We start from the raw sequence: 25,503 nt of genomic DNA, 5'->3' as shown, positions 1-25,503 counted from the left end.
CTGTATTTAGCACGCTTTTTCACATTTGGTGTAGAGCGAAAGCGTAATAATTCTTCAACCCGCCAGTTCTCTTAGCCAGCCGATAAAGGCGTCAATTTTCGGCCACTGACGGCCGGGAAGCGTTGAGACGTAATAATGCTGATGGCACTTGAGAGTTTTCCCATCAAAGGGTGCGATCAACTCCCCCCGTTCGAGACGTTTTTGCACCAGCCGCTTTCTCCCCATCGCCACCCCCACATTATTCATGGCCGCGATAATGGCTAAATCAGAGCGATCGAAGCCAATACCCGATGATAACGGCATATTCGCCGCGTAATGCTGCGCCCAGCTCAGCCACTCATCCGTACCGGAATCATTGCTCCAGGCCTGACGGTCGTGCAGCAGCGTGCAGTGGCTGAGGTTATGGGGGTTTTTCAGCAGTTCATGCTCCCGGGCATACGCCGGCGAGCAGACGGGCAAAATCTCTTCATCCATCAAAAAGTGATGAGAAAGGTGGTTTGGCGGCGTATCGTCGAAATAGAGCGCCAGATCGATGCCGGTTCGCTGCATGTTGACGTAATCATTACCAGTCAGAATAGTAAGTGAAATCGACGGGTAGCGGCGGGTAAAATCCCCCAGCATCGGCACCAGCCAGCACTGGGCGATCGACGGCCGGGAGTACACCGTTAGCATACCTGACAGCGCCTGGTTTTTAATATCCAGGATCTCCTGATTCAGGGTGTCGAGGGACGATTTCAGCGTCCAGTAAACGCGCTTGCCTTCCTGCGTCAGCTCCACTTTACGGTGTGAGCGGACAAACAGCTGAATGCCCAGCTCCTCTTCCAGCAGGTTTATGCGGTGGCTCACCGCGCTGGGGCTGAGCGACAGCTCCGCCGCCGCCAGCGCGAAGGACTCATGCCGGGCGGCCACTTCAAAGGTGTACATTTTCGACAGTTGCCAGCCGTTTAACAGCCGGTTTCTGCCTTCATTCGCATCGGTCATCACAATTCCCACACGTAATTTCTGCGTTCAGCATACCGCTCAAGAATGAATTTATGTGAACCTAATACGAGTTAAGTGCGCTTTTTAGAGTCCAGTCACTCAGTTGATCCAATCTGGCTCATCTGAACGCCAATTTATATCGTTTGTCAGCCCACGCCGTTTTTTCGTCCAATACCCCCAGATGACATAAGGGTGAGGTGAGATATGGGATCTCAGGTCTGGGTTGTGGCAACGCTGCTTGTCAGCATCGTATTGATTGTTTTAACCATCGTAAAACTGAAGTTTCACCCGTTCCTCGCGCTGCTGCTGGCAAGCTTTTTCGTCGGCGCGATGATGGGGATGAGCCCGCTGGATATGGTGAACGCCATTGAGAGCGGGATTGGCGGTACGCTGGGCTTCCTGGCGGCGGTTATCGGTCTTGGCACTATTCTCGGCAAAATGATGGAAGTCTCCGGCGCGGCAGAGCGCATCGGGATTACGTTGCAGCGCTGCCGCTGGTTGTCGGCGGACGTGATTATGGTCCTGGTCGGCCTGATCTGCGGCATTACGCTGTTTGTGGAAGTGGGCGTGGTACTGCTGATCCCGCTGGCGTTTTCCATCGCCAAAAAGACCAACACGTCGCTGCTCAAGCTGGCCATTCCGCTCTGTACCGCACTAATGGCAGTGCACTGCGTGGTGCCTCCGCATCCGGCCGCGCTGTTTGTCACCAATAAATTAGGGGCGGACGTCGGGACGGTGATTGTCTACGGTCTGATGGTGGGCCTGATGGCGTCTCTGGTTGGCGGCCCGCTGTTCCTGAAGCTGCTCGGCGATCGTCTGCCCTATAAGCCGGTTCCGGCGGAATTTTCAGACCTGAAGGTGCGGGAAGAACACACGCTGCCATCGCTGGGCGCCACGCTGTGCACCGTGCTGCTGCCGATTGCCCTGATGCTGGTGAAAACCATTGCCGAGCTGAACATGGCAAAAGAAGGCTCGCTGTATACCCTGCTGGAGTTTATCGGCAACCCTATCACCGCGATGTTTATCGCCGTGTTTGTCGCCTACTACCTGCTGGGGATCCGCCAGCACATGGGCATGGGCGCAATGCTGACCCATACGGAGCACGGCTTTGGCTCTATCGCCAACATTTTGCTGATTATCGGCGCGGGCGGCGCGTTCAACGCCATCCTTAAAACCAGCGGTCTGGCGGAGACGCTGGCGCATATTCTCTCGAACCTGCATATGCACCCTATCCTTCTCGCCTGGCTGGTGGCACTGGTGCTGCACGCCGCCGTCGGTTCGGCAACGGTAGCGATGATGGGTGCCACGGCGATAGTGGCGCCGATGCTGCCGCTCTACCCGAACGTAAGCCCGGAGATCATCACCATTGCCATCGGGTCCGGCGCTATTGGCTGCACGATCGTGACCGATTCTCTCTTCTGGCTGGTGAAGCAATACTGCGGCGCGACCCTGAATGAGACCTTCAAATACTATACGACGGCGACGTTTATCGCCTCGGTGCTTGCACTTGGCGGCACATTCCTGCTTTCTTTCATTATCTGAGCGCGAAGAGACGTATTATGGAAAACGCAACTATCACTACTTTAACCGCACAGTTTCCTCTGGTTGAGGATCTGATTGCCCTGAAAGAAACCACCTGGCTTAACCCGCGCACCACGACGCTTGCAGAAGGGTTGCCTTATGTCGGGCTGACCAAAGCCGACGTGGACGACGCCCACGCGCGTCTCAACCGCTTCGCGCCGTATCTGGCGAAAGCCTTCCCGGAAACGGCGGCAACGGGCGGGATTATCGAATCCGAGCTGGTCGCCATTCCGGCAATGCAGGCGCGGCTGGAGAAAGAGTCTGGCAAATCCGTTCCCGGCACGCTGCTGCTAAAAAATGACAGCCATCTGCCGATTTCCGGCTCGATTAAAGCCCGCGGCGGAATCTATGAGGTGCTGACCCACGCGGAAAAGCTGGCGCTGGAAGCCGGACTGCTGAGCGTCGAAGACGACTACAGCATCCTGCTGGAGCCGCGCTTTAAGGATTTCTTCAGCCAGTACAGCATCGCCGTGGGCTCAACCGGCAACCTCGGGATGTCCATCGGCATTATGAGCGCCCGCATTGGCTTTAAGGTGACGGTGCATATGTCCGCCGACGCCCGCGAGTGGAAGAAAGCCAAACTGCGCAGCCACGGCGTGATCGTCGTGGAATATGAGCAGGATTACGGCGTGGCGGTGGAGCAGGGACGCAAAGCGGCGGAAAGCGATCCGAACTGTTTCTTCATTGACGATGAAAACTCCCGTACGCTGTTCCTGGGCTATGCGGTTGCTGGCGAGCGTCTGAAGGCGCAGTTTGCCGAGCAGGGCCGCGTGGTGGATGCCGATCATCCCCTGTACGTCTACCTGCCGTGCGGCGTCGGTGGTGGCCCCGGCGGCGTGGCGTTTGGCCTGAAGCTGGCCTTTGGCGATAACGTCCACTGCTTCTTCGCGGAGCCAACGCACTCCCCGTGCATGCTGCTGGGCGTTTACACCGGCCTGCACGATGAGATTGCCGTGCAGGATCTGGGCATTGATAACGTGACGGCGGCGGACGGTCTGGCGGTAGGGCGTGCGTCCGGCTTCGTGGGCCGCGCGATGGAACGCCTGCTTGACGGGTTCTACACCCTTTCCGACCAGAGCATGTACGACATGCTCGGCTGGCTGGCGCAGGAGGAAGGGATTCGCCTGGAGCCGTCGGCGCTGGCGGGGATGGCCGGGCCGCTGCGCGTGCAGGCGGATGCCAACCCCACGCACCTGGTCTGGGCGACCGGCGGCGGCATGGTGCCGGAGGATGAGATGGCGAAGTACCTGGCGAAGGGAAACGCCTGATCGTCAGCCGCTCTGCCGCAGCTGTTTCATCAGTTCAGCGGGCGAACGTTGATGCCTGATGAGGTCGCGCATGGCCCGCATGTACGGCGCGCTGTGAAAAAAGAAATCACGGTAGCCCTCGCACAGCACGCTTTTACCGTTCAGGCGATGGCGGGGGCAGTCGCCATTGCACAGGGGAAGAACAGAACACTGCCTACACTCATCCGTGAGCGAATCGTGCTTAATTTCGCCAAATGCACGCGCCGCGGCGGTTTGGTTAAGAACAGATATCGGCATTTGATGAATATTTCCCAGACAGTATTCAGGATAAACATAGTGGTCACATTGATAGAGATCGCCATTGGCCTCTAGTGCAAAGGCATGCCCGCAGCGTTCGGCCAGTGAGCACATCTGTGCGGGATAGCCACTCCAGACGCCCAGCATTGAGTCAAAGAGCTGCACAAAAACGCGCCCCACATCTTCTCTTACCCAGAGGTCGAAGATTGCCTTCAGGAATGTCCCCCACTCCCTGTCACTCACTGATGACGGATTACCCTGCTCTACCAACGGAATAAACTGCAAAAATGGGGTGCCGAGCGCGCGAAGAAAACGGTACACCCGCTCCGGCTGTTGGCTGTTTTGTTGATTGACCACCGTCAGAAGATTGAAAGAAACCTGATGAATACATAGCTTTTCAATGGCTGCGAGAACTTTTTGGTGAGTCGAATTGCCGCGACGGTTAACGCGATAGGCATCGTGCAATTCGGCAGGACCATCGACAGAGATACCTACCAGCCAGTCGTTTTCGCGAAAAAAACGGCACCATTCATCGTTGAGCAGTACGCCGTTAGTCTGAAAAGCGTTCATGATACGCTTTCCTTTCCCGTGGCGTTGCTGCAACGCCACCACGTTACGAAAAAAATTGATGCCGCACAGCGTGGGTTCACCTCCCTGCCAGGCAAAGTGAACGTCATCATCCGGCTGGGCAGCAATCTGTTGGCAAATAAACGCCTCCAGAGTGGCCTCGCTCATTTGGGGTTGTTCGGGTTTATCGATATAAAAACAGTAACGGCAGTTCAGGTTACAGCGAGAGCTGGCCGGTTTGGCCATCACATGACATCCTGTCATTATTTTTCCTCTATAAAAGAGATAATCTGATGTAAGTGCGTAATAGCAAACAATATAGAGAGGGAGAGAACAGCGACAGCGATCAAAAATTTGTCACGTACGGCTTTAGGTTGTGCGAAATCACCATGCTCAACGTCCATCAGATTACGACTGCGCGTGTAGCGCCAGAGGATAACCGCCACCAGCGCAAGTACCACAAGTGAAATCCAGAATGGAAGCCCCGTGTGGTGCCAGTTGTGTTTAATCGCCAGCGCGATAAGCGCACCGTAGCCCAGTAACGTGCGCAGCCAGGCCAGCGACGTTCGCTCCGGCTGTAGACCTGGGTCGGCCTCACGGCGCGCTTTGCGGCTACCCGACATAGAGCACCAACCCCATCACCACTACGGCTACCACCAGTAGTATAGTGCTAATCACAAGCAGGCCGCGGGTGTAGGGTAAATCCTCTTTAAGTCGCATCGCTTTTTCGTTTCGCAGCCAGCGCAGGTAGCCGTAAACCGCCAGCACCCCTGCGAAAAGGCACAGCAGTAATGCCAGCAATTCACGGATCAGTGGCGTAGCGAAATCGGGTGCAAGCTGATCAAGACCCACGCCTGCGGCCAGAAAACCTAGCGCGGTGCGGATCCACGCCAGATATGTGCGTTCATTGGCCAGCGAGAAGCGGTAATCCGGCGCTTCACCGACGCGGGAAATTTTCATCTTGTCTCCTTAAAACTTCTGCTTTTTCTCTTCCACTTTTACCCCCTGCGTGGGCAGTCCGGTGTCGTAATCACGCACCACCGGAGAATAGCCATCTCCCGGCCGCGGACGGAAAGCCCCCATCCAACGAGGGATAGCGTCCGCTCTCCACGGTCGACACGCCCATTGATAGGTACGGAACGGGTCGCGGATTTTATCCATATAATCCAGCAGCGCATCATGCAGCTGATTGCGCTGCTCAGCATAGCGCGGCGAGTCAATCAGATTATGCATCTCGTTTGGATCGTTGCGGCGGTCGTAGAGTTCATCAGTTGTGAACAAGTTCAGCACCAACTTGAATGCATCCGTTACCCAACAGCGTACCGGAATAAATCCGCCAAAGCTGTCATGTTCTATCTCGTAGCGGTTAAATTCCACCATCACTCCGCGCTCTGGCTCTGTCGCCAGAATATTGTCACCCGGCAGGATGTCAGGTTTAGGTATCCCCGCCAGCGCCATCATGGTCGGCAGTAAATCGATATGGCTGACCGGCGTGTCGACTTGCTTCGGTGCGCCCTGTGGGGGGCGTATAATCAACGGGATGCGGGTAATATCGTCGTACATAGCCGCACCTTTGCTGATAAGCCGATGTGCTCCCATCATCTCGCCATGGTCAGAGGTATATATGACCCATGTGTTCTCGCATTGTTCGGGGGTGAGTGCGTTAACCACACGACCAATCTGATCGTCCACAAAGTCATTACAGGCGAAATAAAGCGGGTGATGGTAATACCGGCTGCCATCTTCAACTGGTGACGGCATGGCCTGCGACCAGAGGCGGTGATGTACGGGCTTATCCACCAGCGTATCCTGAGCCTTTTCCCCTAAATCGTAGTAAAAGTCCTGATATTTCTCGAGATACTGAACCGGGCATGTGAAGGGATGATGAGGTTCGTCGTAAGAGACCACCATCAAAAAGGGTTCGTCCTCCGGGTGAGGGCGCTGTAAAAAATCGATCGCGCGATTGCTGATGCGGTACGCCCAGGTAAAGGTCTCATCGATATTATTAGCCTGCAATTCCTCTACGCTATTAAGGCCGTTGCGCCACAGATTAATCTGCTCTTCGGTAAGTTCTGCCAGATAGTTAGCGCCGTCAAACCAAAACTCGTCATTCCATTCGGGAGGACAAACGCCGGTGCCAAAATAGTCATGACCATCAAGATGCCATTTGCCGATGTAGCAGGTTTGATAGCCCGCATCCTTGAAGTAGCGCCCCATCGTTGAGATGTTCTTGCCTGGTGCAACATTGTTGGTCCACGGTCCGGACTGATTAGCGTAGATCCCGGTGAACAGCCCCGCACGCGCGGGGGTGCAAACAGGGGAGCAGGTATAAGCAGCATTGAAGCGAATCCCCTCTTCCGCAAGCTGATCAATATGGTGGGTGTTCAGGGGTTTACCACTATAACAGCCCACCATATTCGTGGCCTGAGTGTCGGTCATGATGAACAGAAAATTCGGGCGTTTCATGGCTTTTCCTTAACGTCGGAAACATAAACAAGCGAAGGGTTACGGCGCTGACGGATGGCATCGATAATGAGATAAATCACGACCCCTGCGGTGATGGAGTAGCTGACGATGGCAAGCCATTGAGTGGAATACCCCCCAAATTGGGCCAGCCCGGCGTAGACGCCAATCATGGCGAAGAGAATACCCACCGAGGCAATTTTCGCGTTACGCCAGGGTGACATGTCCACGGCAAACGCGTCATGGAAGGTAAACGGCGTGTCGCGCGGTTTGAGCCAGCCGATAATCAACATTACCGCCACGTTGATGCAGAACGTGCAGGCCAGAACATAGAGAAAGTGAAAATCGAATTTCACCAGATAATTAATTACGATGTAGCTGCAAATGCCGATAAACAGCGCCACTTTCGCGGCGAGGGCTGGAATGCGCGGGAAGAAAAAGCCCATAATGATGATAGTCACCAGTGGAACGTTATAGATGCCGTTTAGCTGTTTCATCCATGAATAAAGCCCCTCCGGCGCATTGGCAATCCACGGCGCAACTATTACAGATACCACTGCGATAAACAGGCCAAACCGGCGTCCTACCTGCACCAGTCCGTCCGGCGTCGCATCAGGCTTCAGGATGCGACGATAAATTCCCATACTAAAGAGCGTACTGGCACTATTCAGGAACCCGTTGAACGTACTGATAACTGCACCAAATAAAACGGCACCAAAAAAACCCACCAACGGTGTCGGCAGGACTTTGTTGACCAGAGCAGGATAGGCCATGTCCGCACTCGGCAGATCGCTGTACAGGTGGAACGCAATCAGGCCAGGAAGCACCAGAATTAGCGGGTCGAGCATTTTTAACACGGCGGTTAACAAGGCCCCTTTTTGTCCCTCAGCGAGACTTTTCGAGGCCAGCGTTCGCTGCACAATTCCCTGATTCGTACACCAGTAAAAGGTATTCACCAGGATCAGGCCCGTAAACGCCGCGCCGATAGGCAACGGATCGGTGCTTACGCCAATGGAATTTAACTTCTCGGCGTGTACGGTGGTCAGACGCTCAACTCCCTGTAAAAAACTGCCATCCCCCATCACAATCAGACCAAACACGGGTACCAGCAGACCACCGATCACCAGGCCAATGCCGTTAATGGAGTCCGCAATCGCCATGGCGCGCATTCCGCCTATAACGGCATACACAATTCCGGCCAGCCCCAGCAGAATGACCAGCAACCAGATGGCTGCGGCCTGCGAAAGTCCAAGCGCATCGCCGACGTGAAACAGGCTATTCAACGCCAGCGCGCCGGAGTAGAGCACAATCGGCAGGAAGCAGACGCCCGTCGCGATAAGAAAACAGAAATCAATAATGATGCGTGTCGTTTTGTCGTAACGCTCTTCCAGAAAATCGGGAATAGTGGCAATACCGCGTTGCAGATACTTCGGCAGGAAGATCAGCGCCAGAAAAATCAACGTAACCGCTGACGTGACCTCCCAGCCCATCACCGACATGCCGCTTTTATAGGCCTGGCCAGACAGACCCACCAGTTGCTCTGTGGACAGGTTGGTCAGCATCAGTGAAGCAGCAATCACTGGCGCTTTCAGCGACCGGCCCGCCAGAAAGTATCCCTGCTGCGAAGCGGTATCCACTTTACGTATCTTCCACCAGGTGATAAACGCCACCAGCAGCGTAAAGGCAATAAAGCTCACAATTTGCTGAATATTCATCTTGTTGCCCTTAATTATGATTATGACCCGGTAGTTCGCTGTACAGAGGAATTTAACGCACCGGACCCAGGCTATTCGATATCTTAAAATACAAGACTGGTTTCCCCATCACGGTAATTTTCTGATAAATTCCGCTACAGGTTGTGGGCATAATTTGCTGACGGGAAATTAAAATGAATGGAAAAATTCAAATTTCGCATGTAAAAAACGAAACAACGTACAATATTCCCTTAGTTCTTGATGAAAGTGTGATCTCAAGCGGAATTTCACTGATCTCACTCTGGCATACGCTAGCCGACGAGAGCTACCGCGTTATCTGGCCTCAGGATAAGAAAAAACCGCTGATTGCTAACTCCTGGGTGGCGGTTTATACCGTGCAAGGGTGCGGGAAAATCAGGCTCAAAGATAATTCTGAAATTATGCTTAATGGAAATAACGTTATATTCTTAAAACCTACCGATATAACGTCGTACTACTGCGACGGTCTTATCTGGGAACAATACTGGATGGAATTCATCCCCACAAACATGATGGAAATCCCTATATTACAAACTGGCATAATTTATAATGGCGACGAGTTTAATAAAGAACTTTCAGAAGTTGCTGAATTACTCGCTTTGCGGTCCCCCATAAAAAATAATTTAGCCGTCGCGTTTCTCACAAAAATTATCTATCAGTGGATTTGTCTTATTTCCGAAAATGGTAGGAAAGATCGGGAACTGCTGCGTCTGGAAAATCTGTTGGCCGAGTTGCACGCCAGTGTGCAAAAGCGCTGGAGCGTCACAGAAATGGCACAGCGGATGCAGTGCAGCGAGCCCTGGCTGCGGCGGATCTTTTTACGATACACGGGTAAAACGCCGAAAGAATATTATCTTGACGCACGCCTCGAACTGGCGCAATCGCTGCTGCGCCAGGAGGGAAATACGGTAAACAAGGTGGCTGACATGCTCAACTTTTTTGATTCGTTTCACTTCAGCAAAGCGTTTAAGAATAAGTTTGGCTATGCGCCGTCGGCGGTCAGCAAGTTTAAGGACCGGCACCTCAATGATGCCGGTCAGGAAAATTAATGCAGTTCCGGCCAGTACTCTTTGTTGGCTTCAATCAGATCGTCCAGAATCGCCTTCGCCACCGATGCGCTCGGTACGGTTTTCGACAGGGTAATCGCCTGCCATAGTTTCTGATACGAGCGCTGCTCCCAGGCGTCCACCACCAGTTTTTCCACCGCCACCTGCTGGCTCATGAGCCCTTTCTGGAAGTGCGGAATATCACCAACGGTCAGCGGCTCCGGTCCGTTGTGGCCGACCAGACAAGGGATTTCTACCATCGCGTCGGCGTCAAAATTATGGATAGCCCCATTGTTAGGCACAATCAGCAGCATGCGTTCCTGGGTATTAAAGGCGATCGCGGTCGCCAGATCGACGATGTACGACGCATGTTCGTCGATTTCCAGTTCACCGGCAGAAGAATGACCGGCTTCGATAATCGCCCGGCATGAACTGAATACATGCTTCTCACGGTGATCCATCACTTCATTGGCGCGGGTACGCTCCGGGTTGGAATGGGCGACCACATAGTCCGGGAACAGGTAATACTTCAGGTAGGTGTTCGGCATGGTGTCCGGATCCAGCGCCTGTACGTCTTTGGCCTTGGCGAAAGTATCATTCCAGCTCGCTTCAGTATGCGCATCTTCCGAAGGCGGAACATAACCGTTTTTCGCCACGTACTCGCGCAGTTTCGGCATCAGATCGTTGCCGTTCAGATCTTCAATCGACGTCCACCAGCCGAAGTGGTTCAGACCGTAGTAGCGCACGCGCATCTCTTTGCGGTCTTTCAGACCGACGATTTGCGCCATACGTCCTTCAATGCCGATCGGCATGTCGCAGATGTTGAGAATTTTCGCGTTCGGACGCAGGCGGCGCGTGGCTTCCGCGACAATCGCCGCCGGGTTGGAGTAGTTCAGCATCCACGCGTTCGGGGAGTACTGCTCCATGTAATCCACCAACTCCAGCACGCCGCCGATGGAGCGCATGCCGTAGGAGATGCCGCCCGGCCCGCACGTTTCCTGGCCCAGCACGCCGTGGCGCAGCGGGATTTTTTCATCTTTTTCACGCATGGGGTATTTGCCCACGCGAATATGCGCCATCACGAAATCCACATCGGTAAAGGCCGCTTCAGGATCGGTGGTGTAACTAAATTCAATCTCCGGCGCCTGCTCCTTAAGGATGATTTTGCACGCCTCGGCGATGATCTCCTGACGTGCTCCGTCATTGTCATAGAACTTCAGCGCACGCAGCGGGAAACGGTCACGGTTGGCTAACAGCATCAGGACGATACCAGGCGTGAATGTACTGCCGCCGCCTGCAATAACAACTGAGAATTTTTTCATGATATAGCCTCTGTCAGAGTGGTTTGTTCGTTTGTTAAAGGGGTTTTCATCAGCGATTCCAGCTGATCGCGCACCTGAGGAACGTGCAGACCGACAATCACCTGTATGCCGTTGCCGCGCCGCACCACACCGTGTGCGCCCAGGGCTTTGAAGACGTCGTCGCTTTGGGTTTTCGTCATATCCACCAGGGCGATACGCAGGCGGGTGGCGCAGTTATTGATACTTTCGATGTTTGCTGCGCCGCCGAGCGCCTGTAAGAACCCAGCAGCCTGCCCGACCTGCTGGCTGGCTGCCGCCGGGGCGGTGGTTTGCCCGCGCGCGGCCTTATAGTCGGCTTTGTTGTAGAGTTTGATTTCGCTCTCTTCCCGGCCCGGCGTTTTGAGATTCAGACGTTCGATAAGCGTTCTGAAGACCACGAAATAGAGAGCGGTGAAGCAGAGGCCGATGCCAATCTGGGTGAATACCGTCGAGGCGTGGTTATGGAACATCGGGATCCAGTTTTGCGGCAGGAACTGGTCCAGCAGACCGCCCCCCATGTTGCCCACCACCCCGAAGGTATACATCACCGTCGCCATCGTTGCGGCCAGCACGGCGTGGATGGCAAACAGCAACGGCGAGATAAACAGGAAGGTAAACTCCAGCGGTTCGGTAATGCCCACCAGCACGGCGGTAAGCGTGGCCGGGATCAGCAGACCTGCCACTTTGACGCGGTTCTCCGGCGACGCGGTATACCAGATAGCCAGCGCAATACCGACTGAGCCAAACACCTTAGAGTTGCCGTGCAGCGCGAATCCGCCCTCCGGGAACAACGTTTTCAGCGGCACAGTGCTCTGGCTGAATTCCTGAAGGTGCTGTGCCCAGTAGACCTGAATGCCGCCTTCTACCGCAGCCGGGCCGAAGATAAACGGACCGTAGACAAAGTGGTGTAATCCGGTTGGGATCAGAATGCGTTCCAGGAAGGTATAAACCCATACGCCCAGCGCGCCAGCGGTACGGAGAAAGGCCTGCAACGACTCAATGCCCATCTGCACTTTCGGCCACCCCAGCAGCGTCAGCCAGGCGCAGGGGATCATGACGAAGAACGCGAGGATAACGACAAACGAGGTGCCCTGGAAAATCCCCAGAAAGACCGGCAACGGCTTGTCGAAAAATCGATTGTGGATGGCGGTGACGAGCCCGGAAATGATAATCGCCCCGATGATGCTGGTATCAAGCGTTTTGATTCCGGCAATCATCGCCAGCCCGCTGCCGGCAGTGGGTTCAGCAGAGAAGTCGACGCCAAAGAAGTGACCCCAGGTCATCCCCATCGCGTTGATAAAGTAGTTCCAGGTCAGGAAGCTAATCAGCACCGCCAGACAGGCGCGGCCCTGCGCCTGCTTTGCCAGGCCAATCGGTAAGCCGACAGCAAAAATCAGCGGCATATTACGGAACACCGCCCAGCCGCCCTCTTCGATGATGTGAACAATTTGCGCGAACAGATTATCCGGCGCGGTTAAGGCCTCACCGACAAACAGCGGATTGCGAAGCATGATGGCGATCCCAACCACGATCCCGGCAAAGGGAAACAGCAAAACCGGGGTGAACATGGCGCCGCCAAAACGTTGTATTTGACTGAGCATTTTTAAATCCTCATGAAACAACCTGTAGGGGATAGAGGCCTTTATGGTTTTTTACTGGCCTGAGGTGAGCATAAGAACTTACTGATGCAGCAACATGGTATGCCGCTGCGATTCGTGATCGCATTCATGGTTTTAATTTGACCAATCAGGTCTACTTTTTAAACTAAACATAGACAAGTTAAGACGTAATCCACGCCATGATGTGCGCAGAGAGGTCTACTGGTGATCTACAAATCAATTGCCGATCGGCTGCGGCTGCGGCTGAATTCCTCGGACTACAACATTGGCAGTCCGTTACCCGGAGAAAAAGCGCTGGCAAAGGAGTTTGGCGTAGCCCGGATGACCATCCGCAAGGCGCTGGATCTGCTGGTAAGCTGGGGGCTGGTTGAACGTCGACACGGCAGCGGGACGTTCGTGGCGCGCAAAGACGTTCATCATGAAACGACTAACCTGACCGGGCTGGTGGAGGTGCTGCGCCAGCAGGGGAAAGAAGTGCAGAGCAAGGTGTTGCAGTTTGAAGTGATGCCCGCGCCGCCCGCTATCGCCAGCCAGCTGCGGATTCAGGTTGATGAGCGGATCTATTTTTCAAGGCGGGTGCGTTACGTGGACGGAAAACCGCTGATGCTGGAGGACAGCTTTATGCCGGTGAAGCTGTTCCGCAATCTTTCCCTGGCGCATCTCGAAGGGTCTAAGTTTGATTACATCGAGAAGGAATGCGGGATCACCATCAGCGGCAACTACGAGAGCCTGACGCCGGTGCTGGCAGATAAACAGCTGGCCGGTTATATGAATGTGCCGGAACAGACGCCGCTGCTGCGCATCACCTCCCTTTCCTACAGCGACAGCGGCGAGTTCCTCAATTATTCCGTGATGTTCCGGAACACCAGCGATTACCAGGTGGACTACCATTTGCGGCGTATCCACCCGGAAGACTTGTTAGCCCATCCCCCAGAACAGCACCGCCAGTAGCTGCGGGGTGATGATGCGCAGAAACATCACCAGCGGATAAACCGTGGCGTAGGACAATGCCGCCGCGCCGCTGGTGGCGTGCAGGTTGTTGGCGAACGCCAGCGCGGGCGGATCGGTCATGGAACCGGCCAGCATGCCGCACAGCGTGAGATAGTTCATTTTAGCGAAGATACGTGCCAGTAATCCGACCGTTATCAGTGGGATAGCGGTAATAAATATGCCGTATCCTACCCAGCTCATCCCTTCGCCGTTGACCAGAGTATCGACAAAATCGCCGCCGGATTTCAGCCCCACCACCGCCAGAAACAGCACGATGCCTAACTCCCGCAGCGCCAGGTTAGCACTCGGCGGCATAAACCAGTAGAGCTTACCGATGGAGCCGATACGCCCGAGGATCAGCGCCATAATGAGCGGCCCGCCTGCCAGACCCAGCTTCAGTGCTACCGGGAAGCCGGGCACGTACAGGGGGATGGAGCCAAGCATGACGCCAAGCCCAACGCCGATAAAGACCGGCAGCATCTGCACCTGCTGGAGTTTTTGCTGGGCGTTGCCTACCATGTCCGCTACGGCATCAATGGATGAGGGACGCCCGACGAGGTTGAGAATATCACCGAATTGCAGGCTGGCATCCTGGCTGGCTACCAGCTCGACACCGGCGCGGTTAAGCCGGGAAATCACCACGTCATAACGCTCTTTAACCTGCAAATCGCGTATTTTCTTGCCCAGGACTTTCTCATTGGTCACTACCACTCGCTCCACGCGCATGTCCGTTCCACGGGTTGAGAGTGAGGTATCCACCTCCTGACCAATCACCAGCCGGGCATTGTTTAAATCCGCCGGTTGCCCTACCAGATGCAGGAGATCGCCGTGCTGAATAAGGGTATCCGGTGAAGGCACCATCAGCGTTTCATCACGTTTCAGGCGGGAACAGATAATGGTCGCGCTGTTCAGAATGGGAACATCCTGAATCGCCATATTGTTCAGATTAGGGTTTTCGACGCGAATATTGATAGTTTTAATGAGCGCATGGCCGTTGGTCAGCGTGCTTTCATGCTCTTTTGCCTCCTGCTCGACGTTAACGCGGAACAGCACGCGCACCAGCCACATCGAGAGCAAAATACCGCAAATGCCAAACGGATAGGCCATGGCGTAGCTCATCCCCATCTGATCGACGACATCAGCAGGGATACCCAGATCGCGCAGAATTTGCTGGCCCGCCCCGAGCGCGGGCGTATTCGTGACGGCGCCGGAGAAGATGCCCAGCACAACGGGCAGCGGAATCGCGAAGAGTTTATGCAGAATGGCGGTAACCAGCCCACCCATCACGACGATGCCGAAGGCAAAGAGATTAAGGCGTAAACCGGAGACGCGCAGGGAAGCGAAGAAGCCCGGCCCCACCTGAATACCGATGGTATACACAAAGAGGATCAGGCCGAACTCCTGGATGAAATGCAGCATATCGGCGCTGAGCACCCACCCAAGCTGGTCGGCAAAATGGCCGACAAAAATCCCGCCGAACAGCACCCCGCCGATGCCAAATCCGACGCCGCGGATTTTGATATTCCCCAGCCATAGCCCCACTACCGCGACAAGGGCCAACACGCTAACGGTTAACGCGATATCACTCATGATCCACATCCTGTGTATAACCATAGTTATGCTAAGGATTCTCTCAGAGCTGACGGCGGTTGTATGGGCGATGGCGCACAAAAAAGCCCTGCCGGGGCAGGGCTTCATGGCATCTTTGAGCGAGTCGGGTGGCGGCTGCGCCTTACCCGACCTACAGGATCGGCAGGTTTGCCACCCGGCAAAAACGTGGTTTAGCTGTTCAACGCCGGGCGTTCGCTAATGGCGATGCGCTGAGGCGCAATGGCTTCCGGCACGTTACGGGTGAGGTCAATGTTCAGCAGCCCGTTAGTGAACGTCGCGCCAGAAACTTCCATATGGTCTGCCAGGGTAAAGCTCAGGCTAAACGGCTGAGTGACAAGCCCCTGATGCAGCCATTTGGTCTCGGTGTCTGGTTTTTCCGGTGACCCTTTCACGGTCAGGCGCGTACCCTCAAGCTGGATGTCGAGATCTTCCTGGCGGAACCCGGCCAGCGCAAGCGTGATGCGGTAGTGGTTATCATCGCTTTTTTCGATGTTGTACGGCGGAAAGGTCTGCTGTTCGGTTGCGCTTTGCAGCGCGTTAGCCAGTTTGTCAAAACCGATCCACTGACGCAGCAGGGGGGATAAATCGTAGTTACGCATACTAAATCTCCTTCTGAGAAGCGAGTGCGGCACAGTTTAATTTTGTGCACAGTTGTACCTGCAAACCCTTGCGGATTCGCATATGCTCCCGTTACGGCAAGCAAGTTCGGGTGGGCCGCTCACGCGACCCGCGTAATTAGTTGATTTCGATACGACGCGGTTTTTTCTCTTCCGGAATCACACGTTCCAGTTCGATAAACAGCAGGCCGTTCACCAGGTTCGCGCCCTTGACGTGGATGTTCTCAGCCAGCTGGAACTTGCGCTCAAAGTTGCGCTCTGCGATGCCCTGGTAGAGGTAGGTTCGTTCTTTCTGCTCGGCCGTATGGGAGCCTTTCACCACCAGCAGATTGTCCTGCGCGGTGATCTCCAGTTCGCTCTCTGAGAAACCGGCAACAGCAATCGCAATGCGATAGTGGTTTTCGTCAACCAGTTCAACGTTGTAAGGAGGATAGCCGTTGCTCTGGCTCTGGTTGTTTTCTAAGTGGTTGAACAGACGATCGAAACCAATGGCAGAACGGTATAGCGGAGAGAGATCGAAATTACGCATGGATAAATGCTCCTGAAATCAGCGAGAAAATGTAGCCTTCCACCATGGACAGGCTTCTGCTTCCCCGAACACCCATCAGGCGTGTCCGTTATCGGGTTACATTCTTAAAATGGGTCTGGATACGGCCTTTTCAAGACTGTTGATGTGAGATTTTTTTGCACTTTGCTGGTTGTCGCATAGACTCAGGGGCACAGCACAAAGGGTTAAATTGCGATGACGACCACAGTGCGGGAGTTTTGAGCTATCCATTTTGGACGCGCCTCGCTATAACCCTGAGTTGCAGGTCAATGCCGTGCTACTAAAGATGACTGAGTGATGATGAGAAATGTTCTGATTAAGCTGGCGTCGTTCAGCGGGGTTGTTTTACTTTGCGGGTGTTCGAGCGTGATGTCGCACACCGGCGGTAAAGAAGGAACATATCCGGGGACGCGCGCCAGTGCCGCAATGATCTCTGATGATGAGACAAACTGGGGTACCAAATCTCTGGCGATTCTTGATATGCCGTTTACGGCGGTTGCCGATACGCTTCTGCTGCCGTGGGATATGTTCCGCACCGACAGCTCAGTGCGTTCGCGCGTTGAGAAAAGCGAGCAGGAAAAGCTGGCGACCAATTCCGTCATCCCGCCCGCAGAGATGCCTCCACGCTAATTCTGTGCGGTTTCCGTTAGCCACAGCTGGCGGAAACCGTCCTTCTCTTCCATCCATGCAATAAATCGTCCGTCCGGGGAAAACACCACAGCGTCAGCAGACGGCGGATTGCCGTGATCGGACGTCAAAAACGTCACCTCTCCGGTCTGCGCATCGCAGCAGGCAATACGGCCTGCAAGCACAAATCCCAGCCCGTTGCCGGAAGGATGCCAGTTAAAGGCCGACTGAATATCACGCTCAGTGTGGGTCAGCTGACGCGGCTCGCCGCCCTCAGGGGAGATAAGCCACAGCTGCACAACGCCGTTATCGTCCCGCATTAAAAACGCAATCTGCGTCCCCTGCGGATTGCTGCGCACCCAGTGGCGCGGTACGTTCACCAGCCCCGGATACGCCTTCTGATGGGTGAAGGTTAAGCGACGTTGCGTTACGCCCGCAGGCGGCGCGGGCATTGTATCAGGCGTTCCCTGCAACGGCGCATCGCCCGCCCGTTTCCAGCCCTGCTCGTCTTTGGGGAGATCGACAATAAACAGTTCGGGCACTTTCTCGCCTTTCGCAGACACCGTATCGCCGATAAACGCCAGCCTGTCGTTGCCCACCCAGCCCTCTTCATAGGCGCGGTTTACCTCATCGCTGCCCGGTTTCGGGTTCGGCGTTGCCCGGCTTACCAGTACGCTCCAGAAGGTGCCGGCATATTCCCGCGGATGGTTCCCCTGTGGGTTTACTGGGCCAAAAGGCGCCGCCACCCCGACGTTACGCAAATCCAGCTGCGGATCGCGCGCGTGCAGCACATGGTCGTTGTAGGTAAAGCTGACGAACTGCCCGTTCGGGCTAAAAACGTGGACGTGGCTGCCGCCACGCAGCGCGCCTGCGGTGTAAGGCGCGGTGATATCCATCGCATCAAGATTGCTCACCTGACCATTGTGCGCAATCACCCCCTGACGATGGTGAAAATCATACTGCCAGTCTGCATCCGGGTTTTTCGGGCCGTGGATAAAAACATATTTTTCCTGCGCCGGATGAACGGTTACCACGCCGACATGCGCGCCGTCAGTCGCACGGTAGATCGCCTCAACCTCGCCCGTACTAACATTGACCCGCTCAATGGTTTCACCGGTAAACGACGCGCCGGACGGGCGGACATCATAGACAAGCCACTGGCTGTCTGGCGTCCAGGTGTTGATGTTGGTGAGCTGGTGGTTGCGGGAAGCGAAGGTGATTTGTTTCATGAAAATACCCTGATGCGCGGTTATCGCATCAGGGTAAAACATCCGAAGGGATTAGCCTACTCGTTTAACGTCGCCGACCAGCAGGATGTAGGAGAGCGCCCCGATCAGCGCCACGGCAGAGATATACACCAGAGCCGGACCAAAGCCGTAGTCCTGCGCCAGGTAACCGATGACCAGCGGTACGGTGATCCCGCCCAGGCCGCCAACGAAGTTAAACACACCACCAGTCAGGCCGATCAGACGCATCGGCGCCAGGGACGACACCAGCGACCAGGTGATGGAGGCAAAACCGTTTCCGAAGAACGCTACCGCCATCAGGGTCATGATCCACACCGGATCGTTGGTGTAGTTCGCTCCCATGATGCAGGTAGAGATCAGCAGTCCGCAGATAATCGGCGTTTTACGCGCAACGCCCAGCGAGAAGCCTTTTTTCACCAGCTTATCCGCCAGCCAGCCCGAGAGCAGGACGCCGAAAAACGCCGCAAGGAAGGGTACGGTGGTCATAAAGCCTGCCTTCAGCGCGGTAATACCTTTTTCCTGGGTCAGATAGTTCGGGAACCAGGTGAGGAAGAACCACAGCGTGGAGGTCACCGCGAACTGTCCCAGATACACGCCCACCAGCTTACGGTGGAAGACCAGCTTCCAGTCCGCTCTGGTCAGCGGCTGGCGCGCCTCTTTTTTCACGGGCGCATCGCCATCCACCAGGCCACCGCCGTCGCGGATGTAGTCCAGTTCGGCTTTGGTGATGCTTTTGGTCAGGCGCGGCGGCTGATAAACCTTAAACCAGATGAGCGACCAGATAATGCCGATCCCGCCGGTGACGATAAACACCCAGTGCCAGCTCAGCAGCTCCTGGATCCAGATTAACAGCGGCGTCAGAAACGCCAGACCAACAAACTGCCCGGAGGTGTAAAAACCAACAGCGGAAGCGCGTTCGTGTTCAGGGAACCAGCTGGTCACCATGCGGTTGTTGGTCGGAAACGCCGGCGCTTCAAACACCCCGGTGATGGCGCGCAGGCCAATCAGCGACATCAGCCCGGTCGCGAAGCCCTGGAACAGGGTCGCCACGGACCAGCCAAAAATAGCGATAAAGTAGGTCAGACGTGAACCCACGCGGTCAAGGAACCAGCCGCCCGGGATCTGGCAGAGCGTATACAGCCAGGCAAACGCCGAGAAGACGTAGCCCATTTCCGCTTTGGTGATGCCAAACTCTTCCTGAATATGAGCCGATGCCACGGCAAGGTTGGCGCGGTCGACATAACAGATGACCACGGTAATAAAGATCATGATCAGCGTCAGGTAACGACGACGCCCGGTTTTTGCAGCAGTAACTGGAATATCCATCGCAATCTGTCTCCAGATTTTGGGCATAGCGAAGCCGCTCACCATGCCCTGTAATTTACAGAGGGTTATATTTTTTCTATGTACGTTTTTTTTGCCCGGTGGCGCTTCGCTTACCGGGCCTACGAGAGAGTAGGCCGGATAAGCGTAGCGCCATCCGGCGATTTACCACTCGGCTACGGAACCGTCTTCATGACGCCACAGTGGGTTACGCCAGTCCGGCGCACTTTTACTCAGCTCAATGACTTTGGCTTCGTCGATCTCCACGCCAAGGCCCGGCTTCGTTAACGGTTTAAAGAAACCACCTTCCATGCTGAAGTCTTCTTTGTTTTTCACAAAGTCGAGCAGCTCCGCGCCCTTGTTATAGTGAATGCCCATGCTTTGTTCCTGGAACACCGCATTGCGGGAGACGAAGTCGACGTGCAGGCAGGCCGCCAGCGCAATCGGCCCAAGCGGACAATGCGGCGCCAGCGCCACATCGTAGGCTTCTGCCATTCCGGCAATTTTGTAGCATTCGGTGATGCCGCCCGCGTGGGAGAGGTCCGGTTGCAGGATCGCAATGCCGCCCGCTTCCAGCACGCGTTTAAACTCGAAGCGCGAGAACATGCGTTCCCCCGCCGCGATGGGAATGTGCGTCTGTTCAGCCAGTTTCGGATAGTATTCCGCCTGCTCGGCCAGCACCGGCTCTTCGATAAACAGCGGGCGATACGGCTCCAGCTCTTTAATCAGCACTTTGGCCATTGGCGCGCTGACGCGGCCGTGGAAATCCAGACCAAACTCAATCTCGTTGCCGAAGGCTTCACGGATTTGCGCCACGGTATTCACCGCCCGGTCAACCGCGCGCGAGTTGTCGATAACGCCCATCTCTTCGCAGCCGTTGAGTTTGAAGGTGTCAAAACCGATGTTGCGCAGTTGCCGGATACCGTCGATCACTTCCGCAGGGCGGTCACCGCCCACCCAGCTGTAGGCTTTGATTTTGTCGCGCACCAGGCCGCCCATTAATTGCCAGACCGGGGCATTGAGCACTTTGCCTTTGATATCCCACAGCGCCTGATCAATACCGGCGATGGCGCTCATCAGAATCGGCCCCCCGCGGTAGAAGCCCGCGCGGTACATCACCTGCCACAGGTCGTTGATGCGCGCCGGATCCTGGCCAATCAGGTATTCGCCCAGCTCGTGAACCGCGGCTTCAACGGTGCGCGCACGGCCTTCAATCACCGGCTCGCCCCAGCCAACCACGCCTTCGTCGGTTTCGATTTTCAGGAACATCCAACGCGGGGGTAAACGGTACGTGGTGAGTTTGGTTATTTTCATTGCACTGCCTCTCGATACGCTTTCACAAATGCTGCCGCCTGCTGTGCGGTACGCTCAACGGGCTGACCGGCACGATAGAGATCGCTGCCCAGCCCCGCGCCCACACAGCCCGCGCTCATCCACTGGCCCAGGTTTTCCGGCGTGACGCCGCCCACGGCAAAGACCGGCACGCTGGCGGGTAAGACCGCTTTCAGCGCTTTGATGTAATCCGGACCAAAGGCCGACGACGGGAAAATTTTGAGAGACTGTGCGCCCGCATCGAGGGCGGCAAAGGCTTCTGTGGCCGTGGCGCAACCCGGGCAGACGGTCATGCCGTAATCCACCGCCCGGCGGATCACCTCGGGGTTGATATTTGGTGTGACGATAAGCTTGCAGCCCATCTTCGCCAGTTCATCCACCTGCTCCGGCTGTAATACGGTGCCAGCGCCAATCAGCGCCTTATCACCAAACGCCTTCACAACTGCCGGAATGCTTTTTTCCCACTCCGGGGAGTTGAGCGGGATTTCCACCGCGTCGAACCCGGCGTCGATCACCGCGCCAACGTGCGCTAAGGCCTCACCGGGCGTGATACCGCGCAAAATCGCGATCAGGGGAAGTTCAGTTTGCCACTGCATGAGCGATGCTCCTTATGCCTGCCTGAAATGCCGTGTCGCCTTCCACCGCAGCAACATCCCGTCCGATAGCGTGGAACGCCTGGCGGTAACGAGACGTCAGCGATGAACCCGCGACGAGCGTGATGGCCTGCTGCCCGGCGAACGCGTCGCTCAGAGTGGCGACTTCTGCGCCAATCAGCAGGCCGGACAGAAATTCGCTGACCTGTTCGCGCGGAAGATTTCCCAGCACGTGCGAGGCGCGAACCTCAAAAAGTTGCGGCAAAACGGCAGGGGATGCGATCCCGCGCTCAAGCCCGGCGGCAAACGCTTCCGGCGAAGGGGTCTGCTCCGGCAAACCGGCCCCCACCAGCGAATGCTTAAGCAGCAAGTGGTGCAGTTCGCCGGTCATCACGGTGCGGAAATCATGAATTTGCTCAGCATCCGCCTGGACCCATTTGCAGTGCGTCCCGGGCATGACGTAGACAGAAGAAGGAGAAAGGGTGCGCGCCCCGAGCAGCTGCGTCTCTTCGCCGCGCATCACATTATGGTTATCGTCGCGAGAGACGCATAAACCGGGAATAATCCAGACATTATCGCCAACGGACGTTAACTGCTCGCCAACGGCGGTGAAATGCACCGGAACTGACAGGTAAGGCGCGACCTTCCACCCCACGTTACTGCCGACCATTCCGGCCATCACCACTGGCGTAGTACCGTCGCGCCAGTTTTGTGTCACTTCTGCTAACACCGCTGCGGGGGATTTACCGTTCAGGCGCGTCACACCTGCTTCTGATTGCCTGCTTTCCAGGCACTGCTCACCCTGGTAGAGCCAGGCGCGCAGATTGGTCGATCCCCAGTCAATTGCGATGTAGCGTGATGTCATGTGATTTCCTTCAGCCTTCGTGTCGAGCTGGCGATCATGGTCAGCGCCGCCTGCTCTGCCGCATCGCCGTCCTGATGCCGTATCGCATCGAACAGCGCTTTATGTTCCTGAAGCGTTTTCGGCATGTTGGCCTCATCGCCCATCCAGGTACGTTCAAATACTGCTCGCTGTAGCGAGCTGATCGCCACGCTAAGCTGCTGTAAAACCGGGTTATGCACCGACTGCAATACCGCTTCGTGGTAACGAATGTCCGCTTCGTTGAACGCCTCCCGATTCTGGTTATTGGCGATCATGTCGTTTAAAGCCGACTCAATCTGTGCCAGGTCACCTGACGTTGCGCGCTCTGCCGCCCAGCGGGCGATGGCCGGTTCCACCAGATTTCGGACTTCGCTCATCGCGCCGATGAGCCGTGGGTCGTAGTCGTTTTCCAGCACCCATTGCAGAACATCGGTATCGAGGTAGTTCCACTGGTTACGCGGCGCCACAAACGCGCCGCGATAGCGCTTCATTTCAATCAGCCGCTTCGCCATCAGTGAGCGGAACACTTCCCGAATGATGTTGCGCGAGGTTTCAAACTCCTCGCACAGTTCCGCCTCTGCTGGCAGCGGCGAACCGGGAACGTATTTGCCACCCACAATCTGAGTGCCCAGCGTGATGACAATGCGATCGGTTTTATTGAGTGTCATGGAGAGTCCTTGTGCTCTGTAAGTCCATCACTACTTTACCGCGACCGCTGAATTTCGCCTCACTTTTGCAGTACAAACGTGAGGCCTTTCGTCTTTGCCGTGGTGACAATGTAGTACAATCAGTTAATGTTGTACTACAATCTAGATCACAAAAAGAACAATTTGATAAATTCAGGGCCAAAAAAAGCCCCGGTTAATAACCGGGGCTAATCTTTCAAAGCACTTGTTACGACAGAACGAATTTCTCGATCGCCCAGGCAACGCCGTCTTCCAGGTTAGATTTAGTCACGAAGTTCGCCACTTCTTTTACCGACGGGATGGCGTTATCCATCGCCACGCCCATGCCCGCATATTCGATCATCGCAATATCGTTTTCCTGGTCGCCCAGCGCCATGATCTCCTCAGGCTTGATGCCCAGCGCATCGGCAAGCGATTTGACGCCTGTGCCTTTATTGACGCGTTTATCAAGGATTTCGAGGAAGTACGGCGCACTTTTCAGCACGGTGTATTTCTCTTTTACCTCAGCCGGAATGCGTGAGATGGCTTTGTCGAGAACCGCAGGTTCATCAATCATCATCACTTTCAGGAACTGGGTCGCCGGGTCCATTTTCTCCGCTTCGCAGAACACCAGTGGAATGGTTGCAACGTAGGACTCGTGCACCGTGTAGTAGCTGATATCGCGGTTGGCGGTGTAAAGCGTATTGCGATCGAGCGCGTGGAAGTGAGAGCCCACGTCGCGGGAGAGTTTTTCCAGGAAACGGTAGTCATCATAGCTCAGTGCAGTTTGCGCCACCGTGCTGCCATCGGCTGCCTTTTGCACCAGCGCGCCGTTATAGGTGATGCAGTAATCGCCAGGCTGGTTCATGTGCAGCTCTTTCAGGTAGCTGTGCACCCCGGCATACGGGCGTCCGGTGGTGAGCACCACGTTCACGCCTTTTTCGCGTGCGGCGGCGATCGCATTTTTAACGGCAGGAGAGATAGTGTGGTCTGGCAGCAGCAGCGTGCCGTCCATATCGATTGCAATGAGTTTGATGGCCATGGGGTCCCCGGGATAAATGAGTGCTACCTCATGCTAACGCGATTAAGCACACAAAAATAGAGCTACCTTGCGCAACAAAAAGCCCCTTTTACGTTTATCCCGGGAACGGGAACTCACTCGCGGGTGAGAACGATTTTGCCAAACGCACCGCGATCCAGATGTTCAAGCGCCTGTTCCAGCTCGTCAAAGCGGTAGCGATGCTCAATCACCGGTTTTAACTCCGTGATATCAACAGCACGGACAAAATCTTCCAGCGCCCGGCGATGTCCAACCCCAATCCCCTGAATGACGGGAGATTTCAGCAACAGCTCGCTTGCAGGCAGAGAAATTTCTGTCCCGGCCAGCACGCCAATGACCGATATCCGCCCATGAACGGCAACGGCGCGCAGGGAATGTCTCAGGTTCTCCCCACCCACCGTTTCGATAATATGGTCGATGCCGCGATCCTGCGTCAGTGCCAGCGTATTTTCAGCCCAGTCGCCTTTCAGTCGGTTGATGCCCTGGCTGGCCCCCAGCTTTTTGGCCCGCGCCAGTTTTTCATCACTCCCCGACGTAACAATAACTTCTGCGCCGTGCGCTTTTGCTATCTGCAAAGCGAATAGCGCCACACCGCCCGTCCCTTGTACCAGCACCGATTGCCCGGCGCGTAAATGACCGCGCTCCACCAGCGCGAACCATGCGGTAAGCCCCGCGCAAGGAAGCGTGCTGGCCTCAGCGTCATCCAGGCTTTCCGGGGACGCCACCAGCGCGTTTTCACTCACAATCACATATTCGGCCAGCATGCCCTGGAAGTATCCACCGGACGTTTTATAGGGCAAATCGCGCGCGTCTACCTGCGGCTTGCCGTCGATCCATTCCGGGAAGAAGGTTGAGATGACGCGTGCGCCGGGCTTGAAACGCGTAACGCCTTCGCCGATGCTGTCCACCACGCCTGCCATGTCAGATGCTGGAGTAAACGGGAAGGAAAGCGGAATCGGCATCGTGCCTTCAATCACCATTTTATCCCGGTAGTTGAGCGCAACGGCTTTAACCCTTACGCGAACCTCCCCCGGGCCTGGCTGTGGAACAGGCTCCTGAACGAGCCTGAGGCTTTCACGACCAAGGGCATCCATTGACCAGCGTTGCATTGTTTCAGTCATTTTTTTCTCCTGT

Annotated in this window: 24 protein-coding genes and 1 other annotated feature; of the genes, 5 read left to right on the top strand and 19 right to left on the bottom strand. The window is 55.5% G+C overall.

What is annotated here, in order from left to right; all coding sequences use genetic code 11:
- Positions 1–54: 54 nt before the first annotated feature.
- Complete coding sequence (gene dsdC, locus ACOTY5_RS17950) at positions 55–981, bottom strand: DNA-binding transcriptional regulator DsdC (RefSeq protein WP_045141790.1); 927 nt, start codon at positions 979–981, stop codon at positions 55–57.
- Positions 982–1,185: 204 nt separating this feature from the next.
- On the opposite strand from dsdC, the gene dsdX reads away from it, so the two are divergent.
- The gene (gene dsdX, locus ACOTY5_RS17945; RefSeq protein ID WP_045141777.1) at positions 1,186–2,523 is read left to right on the top strand and encodes a D-serine transporter DsdX; all 1,338 of its coding nucleotides are present in this window, start codon (positions 1,186–1,188) and stop codon (positions 2,521–2,523) included.
- Between the two features lie 17 nt (positions 2,524–2,540).
- Positions 2,541–3,830, top strand: coding sequence for a D-serine ammonia-lyase (dsdA, locus tag ACOTY5_RS17940; protein ID WP_045141778.1), 1,290 nt, complete (start codon positions 2,541–2,543; stop codon positions 3,828–3,830).
- A gap of 3 nt (positions 3,831–3,833) precedes the next feature.
- Here dsdA and ACOTY5_RS17935 read toward each other — a convergent pair whose 3' ends face one another.
- From ACOTY5_RS17935 to ACOTY5_RS17915, 5 genes are read right to left on the bottom strand one after another with little or no spacing between them, the layout of a single operon-like run.
- Positions 3,834–4,919 (bottom strand): anaerobic sulfatase maturase, encoded by a 1,086-nt coding sequence (locus ACOTY5_RS17935; protein ID WP_033487026.1) that lies wholly within the window; start codon positions 4,917–4,919, stop codon positions 3,834–3,836.
- 17 nt (positions 4,920–4,936) lie between these two features.
- Positions 4,937–5,296: a DUF202 domain-containing protein gene (locus tag ACOTY5_RS17930; RefSeq protein WP_032668910.1), complete on the bottom strand. Its 360-nt coding sequence runs from the start codon at positions 5,294–5,296 to the stop codon at positions 4,937–4,939.
- Entirely contained in the window at positions 5,286–5,633 is a 348-nt protein-coding gene (locus tag ACOTY5_RS17925; RefSeq protein ID WP_032668912.1) for a YidH family protein, read from the bottom strand. Before ACOTY5_RS17925 ends, ACOTY5_RS17930 begins: the two co-directional genes overlap by 11 nt.
- A gap of 9 nt (positions 5,634–5,642) precedes the next feature.
- Positions 5,643–7,139: a sulfatase-like hydrolase/transferase gene (locus ACOTY5_RS17920; protein WP_033487027.1), complete on the bottom strand. Its 1,497-nt coding sequence runs from the start codon at positions 7,137–7,139 to the stop codon at positions 5,643–5,645.
- A complete protein-coding gene (locus ACOTY5_RS17915) occupies positions 7,136–8,851 on the bottom strand; it encodes a solute:sodium symporter family transporter (protein WP_033487028.1) in 1,716 nt (571 codons plus the stop codon). The genes ACOTY5_RS17920 and ACOTY5_RS17915 overlap by 4 nt, the downstream gene beginning before the upstream one ends.
- A gap of 173 nt (positions 8,852–9,024) precedes the next feature.
- Between ACOTY5_RS17915 and ACOTY5_RS17910 the strand changes: the two genes are divergently transcribed.
- On the top strand, positions 9,025–9,918 hold the full coding sequence (locus tag ACOTY5_RS17910) for a helix-turn-helix transcriptional regulator (protein WP_032668915.1): 894 nt from the start codon (positions 9,025–9,027) through the stop codon (positions 9,916–9,918).
- Here the strand turns inward: ACOTY5_RS17910 and ACOTY5_RS17905 are convergent.
- Both ACOTY5_RS17905 and ACOTY5_RS17900 read right to left on the bottom strand, forming a co-directional pair.
- The gene (locus tag ACOTY5_RS17905) at positions 9,915–11,237 is read right to left on the bottom strand and encodes a 6-phospho-alpha-glucosidase (protein ID WP_015570123.1); all 1,323 of its coding nucleotides are present in this window, start codon (positions 11,235–11,237) and stop codon (positions 9,915–9,917) included. The two genes, ACOTY5_RS17910 and ACOTY5_RS17905, sit on opposite strands and share 4 nt — an antisense overlap.
- Positions 11,234–12,856 carry an alpha-glucoside-specific PTS transporter subunit IIBC gene (locus ACOTY5_RS17900; RefSeq protein ID WP_015570124.1) on the bottom strand — a complete coding sequence of 541 codons (1,623 nt, stop codon included), beginning with the start codon at positions 12,854–12,856 and terminating at the stop codon, positions 11,234–11,236. The genes ACOTY5_RS17905 and ACOTY5_RS17900 overlap by 4 nt, the downstream gene beginning before the upstream one ends.
- A 222-nt stretch (positions 12,857–13,078) precedes the next feature.
- On the opposite strand from ACOTY5_RS17900, the gene ACOTY5_RS17895 reads away from it, so the two are divergent.
- The gene (locus ACOTY5_RS17895) at positions 13,079–13,825 is read left to right on the top strand and encodes a GntR family transcriptional regulator (protein ID WP_017383690.1); all 747 of its coding nucleotides are present in this window, start codon (positions 13,079–13,081) and stop codon (positions 13,823–13,825) included.
- Here ACOTY5_RS17895 and ACOTY5_RS17890 read toward each other — a convergent pair.
- From ACOTY5_RS17890 to ibpA, 3 genes are all read right to left on the bottom strand, one after another.
- Positions 13,793–15,454, bottom strand: coding sequence for a putative transporter (locus tag ACOTY5_RS17890; protein WP_017694020.1), 1,662 nt, complete (start codon positions 15,452–15,454; stop codon positions 13,793–13,795). The genes ACOTY5_RS17895 and ACOTY5_RS17890 overlap by 33 nt on opposite strands.
- Before the next feature lie 191 nt (positions 15,455–15,645).
- Entirely contained in the window at positions 15,646–16,074 is a 429-nt protein-coding gene (gene ibpB, locus ACOTY5_RS17885) for a small heat shock chaperone IbpB (RefSeq protein WP_015570126.1), read from the bottom strand.
- Positions 16,075–16,210: 136 nt separating this feature from the next.
- Positions 16,211–16,621, bottom strand: a complete 411-nt coding sequence (gene ibpA / locus ACOTY5_RS17880) for a small heat shock chaperone IbpA (RefSeq protein WP_045141779.1) — start codon at positions 16,619–16,621, stop codon at positions 16,211–16,213.
- Positions 16,615–16,689 (bottom strand) — a sequence feature (ROSE (Repression Of Heat Shock gene Expression) occurs in the 5'-region of heat shock genes and acts as an RNA thermometer to modulate expression.). It overlaps the preceding gene by 7 nt.
- 247 nt (positions 16,690–16,936) lie before the next feature.
- On the opposite strand from ibpA, the gene ACOTY5_RS17875 reads away from it, so the two are divergent.
- Positions 16,937–17,269 (top strand): YceK/YidQ family lipoprotein, encoded by a 333-nt coding sequence (locus ACOTY5_RS17875; RefSeq protein WP_017383693.1) that lies wholly within the window; start codon positions 16,937–16,939, stop codon positions 17,267–17,269.
- On the opposite strand, the gene ACOTY5_RS17870 is transcribed toward ACOTY5_RS17875, so the two are convergent.
- The 8 genes from ACOTY5_RS17870 to ACOTY5_RS17835 form a co-directional block, all read right to left on the bottom strand.
- Positions 17,266–18,495 carry a DUF3748 domain-containing protein gene (locus ACOTY5_RS17870; protein WP_074132699.1) on the bottom strand — a complete coding sequence of 410 codons (1,230 nt, stop codon included), beginning with the start codon at positions 18,493–18,495 and terminating at the stop codon, positions 17,266–17,268. The genes ACOTY5_RS17875 and ACOTY5_RS17870 overlap by 4 nt on opposite strands.
- Before the next feature lie 51 nt (positions 18,496–18,546).
- Complete coding sequence (locus tag ACOTY5_RS17865) at positions 18,547–19,884, bottom strand: MFS transporter (RefSeq protein ID WP_015570129.1); 1,338 nt, start codon at positions 19,882–19,884, stop codon at positions 18,547–18,549.
- A 117-nt stretch (positions 19,885–20,001) separates the two neighbouring features.
- Complete coding sequence (gene dgoD / locus ACOTY5_RS17860) at positions 20,002–21,150, bottom strand: galactonate dehydratase (RefSeq protein ID WP_003861103.1); 1,149 nt, start codon at positions 21,148–21,150, stop codon at positions 20,002–20,004.
- On the bottom strand, positions 21,147–21,764 hold the full coding sequence (locus tag ACOTY5_RS17855; protein ID WP_017694025.1) for a 2-dehydro-3-deoxy-6-phosphogalactonate aldolase: 618 nt from the start codon (positions 21,762–21,764) through the stop codon (positions 21,147–21,149). The genes dgoD and ACOTY5_RS17855 overlap by 4 nt, the downstream gene beginning before the upstream one ends.
- Positions 21,748–22,626, bottom strand: a complete 879-nt coding sequence (locus ACOTY5_RS17850) for a 2-dehydro-3-deoxygalactonokinase (protein WP_003861107.1) — start codon at positions 22,624–22,626, stop codon at positions 21,748–21,750. The genes ACOTY5_RS17855 and ACOTY5_RS17850 overlap by 17 nt, the downstream gene beginning before the upstream one ends.
- Positions 22,623–23,312: a D-galactonate utilization transcriptional regulator DgoR gene (gene dgoR / locus ACOTY5_RS17845; RefSeq protein WP_003861109.1), complete on the bottom strand. Its 690-nt coding sequence runs from the start codon at positions 23,310–23,312 to the stop codon at positions 22,623–22,625. Before dgoR ends, ACOTY5_RS17850 begins: the two co-directional genes overlap by 4 nt.
- Before the next feature lie 226 nt (positions 23,313–23,538).
- Positions 23,539–24,351 carry a sugar-phosphatase gene (yidA, locus tag ACOTY5_RS17840; RefSeq protein WP_023295661.1) on the bottom strand — a complete coding sequence of 271 codons (813 nt, stop codon included), beginning with the start codon at positions 24,349–24,351 and terminating at the stop codon, positions 23,539–23,541.
- Between the two features lie 113 nt (positions 24,352–24,464).
- On the bottom strand, positions 24,465–25,490 hold the full coding sequence (locus ACOTY5_RS17835; RefSeq protein ID WP_062934160.1) for a zinc-dependent alcohol dehydrogenase family protein: 1,026 nt from the start codon (positions 25,488–25,490) through the stop codon (positions 24,465–24,467).
- Positions 25,491–25,503: the final 13 nt, after the last annotated feature.

This window comes from Enterobacter cloacae complex sp. SHL018, assembly GCF_049237905.1.
Lineage (GTDB): Bacteria > Pseudomonadota > Gammaproteobacteria > Enterobacterales > Enterobacteriaceae > Enterobacter > Enterobacter hormaechei_C.
This window is presented reverse-complemented; position numbering and strand designations above follow the sequence as displayed.